Source organism: Rouxiella silvae, from assembly GCF_002093625.1.
Taxonomy (GTDB): domain Bacteria; phylum Pseudomonadota; class Gammaproteobacteria; order Enterobacterales; family Enterobacteriaceae; genus Rouxiella; species Rouxiella silvae.
The window spans coordinates 1-3,787 of the sequence record NZ_MRWD01000116.1 but is presented as its reverse complement, the minus strand read 5'-3'; the positions used below and the strand labels follow the sequence as shown (position 1 = coordinate 3,787).

The window sequence follows — 3,787 nt, the reverse complement described above, 5'->3', positions numbered from 1 at the left end:
GAGTCGTGCATTGTTTTTTTCTTGCATAGCAGGTTTCTATATTAATAGGACTAAAGGCAAGATCGGTTCCAATATTATATAAACTGGCCGTGCCTCGCCATGAAATAATTATTTTATCTGTGTTATAAACATAAAATAAATGTGTGTCTCCATCGGCTTTTGAAACTTCATCATCCTGTACATACCCCGTTATATTTTTGGCGTCAGCATCTTCAGGACTTGATGTATCTTGTGATGTATCCATAAATACCGGAAGATTATAACGATCGCGAAAAGGGACGTCTCGCACCAGCGTGTTATAGGATACTCCATCTTTATGAATCTGAGGTATACGAGAAAGGTCCTGACACTGATTAATAAAAAAATAGCTTATTTGATCATCATCAGCATAGGCCAAAGAAGCACTGGCCCCCAGATTAATGGCATTTGCTATCGAATACTCACTCTGATGATGTAATACCAGTTCCCAGGCTCTGAACGGGCAAATTTCAATAACATGTCGCTTCTCAAGCTCGTTTGTTCTTATTTTAAAACCTTTTAGCGATTTATTTTGAGGGAAATGAAACTCTGCTGGGAAGGGTTCGCCATTTCTTTTCTCAATATCTGGATACGTCCGGCATAATTCACCCATTACCGCATAGTGCCAAATGTAGCCTTTGTCTTGAGCACCTTCTCGCACTGTCGATTCATTTGGATCTCTGCTGACACCCATAGGCCGTTGCTCCATTTCATTAGCCAATGGTTGAGCATCAATGAATAATCGTAATTCACTGCCATAACGCGGTTCTATTCTGATTAAACCGTTGTCGTCACTAATCCCTTTGAGCGCTTTCTCATACCCGCCGGGTGTTGCGCTATTTTCTGCCTGCCATGGCATATTGGCGACGGCCCCTCCTTGTTCGTCGACCAGTTGCACTTCAACCCAGTAAGGTTCTTGCTCTTCAGCATGGGCATCATGAAATTTTGGTTTTAGGGATGTCGTTACCATGATTATTCAACCTCCTTGCTGTCAGTTTTATTACGTGGAAATTCTATTTTTAACTGCGAAGGGGCTGATGTGTAGATCGATGTTGTCTTACTGTCTGGACCCGAAATACCCTCAAAAACGTCGCCTTCCGCCGTTGTAATTCGATAAGTCGTAAACGGCATTAGCTCTCCAGTTCTTAACGATTTCACCGCATATCCCGCACCATAACCTTTAGGGAACGTTGGCAAAGGGGCATTGAGGTTTGATGCCCCCATTTTTTGCACATTTGCGGCATTCAGCAGAATATTTCCCGGCGCACCTAATTCAATATTGCCGCCGTTCAGTTTGATGTAAGCCCCGCCACAGATCAGAACTAATTCCTGACTGGCGTTTACCGTTATTTTCCCTTCGCTGCTGGTAATGGTGACATCTTTCTGGGCCGAGACATTAAGTGCATTAGCCTGAGACTGAATATCCAATTTTCCATTTCCGGCAAAGATCTGCATTCCTCCACTCTGTGCAAATAGGCTCACGGAATCACTGGCTGCTACAGTAAAAGATTTTCCACTGCTGACATCTGTGTTGCCTCCTGATATGACTGCAACGCTTTCTCCCCCTGATGCAAGGCGGATTGCCTTTGGACTTACCAAACCAATACCTTCTGGTGCTGATACCACAATACCCGCGGCTTTCAGGTTGTGCAGCGTCTTATTTAGTGCCTGTTGACTGGCAGTATCACCGGCTGTGGTCTTCGCATTTTGCGCTATATTTGTCATGTTTCGCGCTAGGGTAAGCGCCTGTTGCAGTTGGGCTATCGCCTCATCCATTTCCAGTATTTGGCCGTTGGCTCCGGGTTGAGCATCGGCTGTAAGCAGAATACCTTTGGCACCTCGAATCACTCCCCAGTCATCTGTGCGCAGCTCAAAACCTTGACCACGAAGTCCTCTGTTAGCGTCTACCAAATGACCCATGTTGAGCTGAGTTTTGCCACCGTATTCAGTGCTGAGTTTTACGTGCTCCTCATCGCGTTTGTCTTCAAAACGCAGTTTATTATTGGCTGGAGTGCGGATTATGTTGCGGGTGTTGTTTTGTTCGGTGACGTGATCAGGGTGGTGAGAATCATGCAGAACATGAGCAATATAAGGCCTGTCGGGATCGCCTTCGTGAAAAGCGATGGCAACTTCGGTGCCTTGAATAAGGGGAAAGTGGATACCGTAAGTGTCGCCGCCGTAGGGTTTGGCAAGACGCACAGGCATGCTCTCAAAACCCTGACGTTTATCTTCCAGGTCAGCGTCAAACTTGACCCAATAATGGCCGTCTTTATCCTGATGGGCATATATATCGTTGTTTTTTGGGCTGGTAATCCGCGCCGTTAACGTACCACTTATCACTGGGCGAGGTTTTAAAGCAGGTCGCCAGCATAGGGTTTCACTGTAGGGTACGGCAGAAAAAGTGACAGACAGTGCCGTTGAGCGACTTGCTGAGAAACGTAGTCCAACTATTATCACTTGAGATTGCCACACAGAGGGCAACGATGAAGGAAAATTATTGTCAGTGACGGTTAGCACATGCAGTAGGGCTAAGGTTGGATCAGTGCTTGAACCCTGTAATTGAGTTTGCGCGGTGAGGTAACGTTCATGCTCAAGACGTGCCCAGAAATTAGCGGTTTCAGTCTCCGGCGTTAATAAATTCCCCCCAGTTAAGTGCCGAGGCTGGTACTGATATACATCACCGTAAGTAATACCGTCATTTTTCCCGTGCATTATGTCGATTTTACCTGAAAGCAGAGGGTCTTTTGAGTTGCGGTAGTTGTAATCTTTAACCTGCACTGAGGACTCAGTAATTTGACTGTGTAATGATAGCCCCCAGACCGAATTGATACCGTTGTCGTTAGTGCCTGAGGGATTTCTTAGCGGTAAATTTTTACTAAAAATATAACAGCTTTGTTTATCACCAAACTGAATAACCTCAGTTTTGGTGTCGGGTTGTATAATAAATGTATAAAAAATTCCTACTTCAGATAGCAGACGTTCAATAAATTCCCTGTCGCTCTCGTTGATTTGGTTAATTTGAGCTCGTTTGGGATAGGTTTTTTTTAATTGAAAATCAAACTCCCAAGATTTAAAGCTATGGTCTTGAAGTATTTGCTCAATAACTTCTGGAACTGAAAGATTTAAGAAGAAGCGATAAGAGCGCTTTTGCTTATCGAGTAGGGAAAAAAAGGGTTCAATAGTAATCTGATAGTGCGCTTCATCAACAGATCCAGAATTACGGATGAAATTAGTGATCACGCCGTGGACAATCTTCTGTTCCTTCTGAACAATTTGGGGTGTTAATGATTCATTTTTCCCCTGTATTTTCAATATAGCACTGTGGTTCAAAATCTGCTGTGGGTTTATATCTTGTTCTGTACTGTTAAATTCTATTCTATAATGATATCCGGCACTGACACTTTCACGCCCCGAGAACGATTTAACATCTAAATAAATATCGCACCCGTGAACATCTAGATGGTAAAGGTTTGTGTTTCCGGAAAGTGTTTTAGCGGCGTCGCTTAACGTACTAATGATGCTCATTATGCCTCCTCCTATATGTTATGATTTTGAATAACACGTTGGCGCAGTAAATATACGTTAATTTTTCGTTCTGAATTTTTTTAATTACAAAATAATAGTGAATGTATATGAAAGTTTTATTTTTCAGATTTTGAGGTTTTAATTTATTAGTGGGGCTGCGTCGTTTTTGATGTTATCATTTTCAATGTCGATAACTGAAAATACGATGTTATATTTTTCGGTTGAGAATGGTTTATATTCCATC

At 43.0% G+C, this 3,787-nt stretch carries 1 protein-coding gene and 1 pseudogene; both read right to left on the bottom strand.

Features of this window, described 5'->3' with window-relative positions; genetic code table 11:
* A pseudogene (locus BS639_RS24550) lies at window positions 1–988 on the bottom strand (lipase family protein); the annotation flags it as partial.
* Between the two features lie 2 nt (window positions 989–990).
* The gene (locus BS639_RS24545) at window positions 991–3,543 is read right to left on the bottom strand and encodes a DUF2345 domain-containing protein (protein WP_084984646.1); all 2,553 of its coding nucleotides are present in this window, start codon (window positions 3,541–3,543) and stop codon (window positions 991–993) included.
* Window positions 3,544–3,787: the final 244 nt, after the last annotated feature.